General features: G+C 59.4%; 3 protein-coding genes and 1 pseudogene. 2 read left to right on the forward strand and 2 right to left on the reverse strand.

Annotation, left to right across the window (positions count from 1 at the left end):
* Both VLU25_07210 and VLU25_07215 read right to left on the reverse strand, forming a co-directional pair.
* Positions 1-674 (reverse strand): hypothetical protein (locus VLU25_07210; GenBank protein ID HSR67713.1); only part of this gene is annotated, 674 nt, incomplete at its 3' end.
* 125 nt (positions 675-799) lie between these two features.
* Positions 800-952 (reverse strand): annotated as a pseudogene (locus VLU25_07215) (DUF1731 domain-containing protein).
* 288 nt (positions 953-1240) lie between these two features.
* Between VLU25_07215 and VLU25_07220 the strand changes: the two are divergent.
* Positions 1241-1624 carry a hypothetical protein gene (locus VLU25_07220; protein ID HSR67714.1) on the forward strand — a complete coding sequence of 128 codons (384 nt, stop codon included), beginning with the start codon at positions 1241-1243 and terminating at the stop codon, positions 1622-1624.
* 60 nt (positions 1625-1684) lie between these two features.
* On the forward strand, positions 1685-1878 hold a 194-nt coding region (locus tag VLU25_07225; protein ID HSR67715.1), incomplete at its 3' end, for a hypothetical protein.

A 1878-nucleotide genomic window follows, 5' to 3' on the forward strand; every position in this document is an offset into this window, starting at 1 on the left:
GCTGAGACGAACTCCGCCTCGACCTTCTGAGGCGTCTCGCCCCCGGCCAGGCTGTAGGCGCGCGTCGAGCGGGTGTAGGCGGCCACACCGGGCAGGGTCTGGCGGGCCCGGGCGCGGAAGTCGTCAAAGAGCGGATAGGACCAGTGGTCGAGGCTTCCGCCCGGCGTTTGCACGTCCACTTGCAGTACGGACAGCCGCTCGGCGTCGGGATAGGGCGGTCCGCTCAGCAGCACCGCGTGCACGGCGCTGAAGATGGCGGTGTTGGCCCCGATTCCCAGAGCCAGCGTCAAAACGGCCACGGCCGTGAATGCCGGGTGGCGTGTCAGCATGCGAAGGGCGTAAAGCACGTCCTGTTTGAGGGTCTGCATCGTCTCCCCTTTCCTCCAGTCCTTCCATGGCGTTGCTGGACGGAAACGGAAGCCGGTTGGCCGGGGGCGGTTTCGGGCTCCTGTGGGCGACTCGTCGAGTTCGACTTCGAAGAGATCCTCGAAGGAAAGTTGCAGCCCCTTCATCAGCTTGCGCCGGGTGGCGGGACCTGGGTAAGGGCGTTTGCCGTTGACCAGATTAGAGAGGTGTCCTCGGCTGAGTCCCAGCTTGAGGGCCCAGGCGTTCTGGCTCATGCGGCTGCGGGCCAGTTGCTTGGCCAGCCGTCCATGTCTCAGCTTCACTCTCACGTCAGGTCCTGACTCTTCCGTCCGTCACCCTTATGACGCCCGTCCTGGCAGCAGGGTTTGACGGCTTGCTGAAAAAGTGATTCCAGGTGTTTCCAATGGGCCACTGGCTGAGTTCGTCATTCCCCTTACTCCGAAGCGTTGCGATCTCCCCAACGCCGGCGGAGGTCTTGGGCCGCCCCTTTCCAGGTGGGATGGTTGAACGTGAAACCGCCCTCCAGCAGGCGTCCGGGAACCACGCGGCGGCTCTTCAGTACCAACTCGCTTTCGGTGCGCATCATTTTCGGGCATTTGCGGGATTTTTCGGGTTCTGCCTTGGGAGCAGAAAACGCCGTAGGGTTAAATCATTTATTTTCAATAGTTTACAGTAGTTCTGCTCGCGAATGTAGTGCACGGAGCATCTACAAAACTATCTACAGTGCGTACTCGGGACGGCAAAAAACCCCGTAAACAAAGGGGTTTGGCTGGGGTGACCTCCTGATAGTAGTACAGATCCCAGTCTGCGGTCACCCTAAGCCGCTGACGAGCCGAGCCCGCGCAGTGAGACGAAGCTGGTACAATCGAACGCTGTGGTTTCGTCCGAGGTTAAGAGTCGGCAGCCTACGAGGAAGGTGGAAACGATGACGATTCTGGAGAAGCTTGAGAGGCTTGAGCGCGTCAAAGCAGATCCGGCGTTCGCAGCCCTGTGCCGACAATACCCAGAGTGGTCCCGAGTTGTCGAGAAACTGGAAAGATTGCGGCGGGAGAATCCTGGTGCAGTCAGGGACATCGAAGCGATTCTGGAGGCCCTTGAGGAATTGGACTTCGATACCTTGGCTGCCTTGAAGGAGCAGAAAGAGGGCAAAGCCGAGGAATGGGGCTCCTTCTTCCGAACTGCCCGCTCGATGAAGCTGGAGGGTCCTGCCGATTGGTCCGAGCGATTTGAGGAGTACCTCTACGGAGACCACTCTTGAATGAGGTTTTTCTCGACTCCTCCTTCTCCATCGCCTTGACAGTACCCGGTGACCAGTACCATGAGCGGGCCATTCAGGCTCACAGATCTCTTTGAGGAACGCCAGGTAATTACCACGACGGCAATTCTGCTCGAGATCGGGAACGCACTCGCAAGACGCCGTTATCGGGCTTCGGCTGCCGATTTGCTGCGCAGTGCCCACAACGATCCCCAAGTGCAAGTCGTACCGCTGGACGATTCTCTTTACTTCGAGGG

Source organism: Acidobacteriota bacterium (assembly GCA_035471785.1).
Lineage (GTDB): Bacteria > Acidobacteriota > UBA6911 > RPQK01 > DATIPO01 > JANQFM01.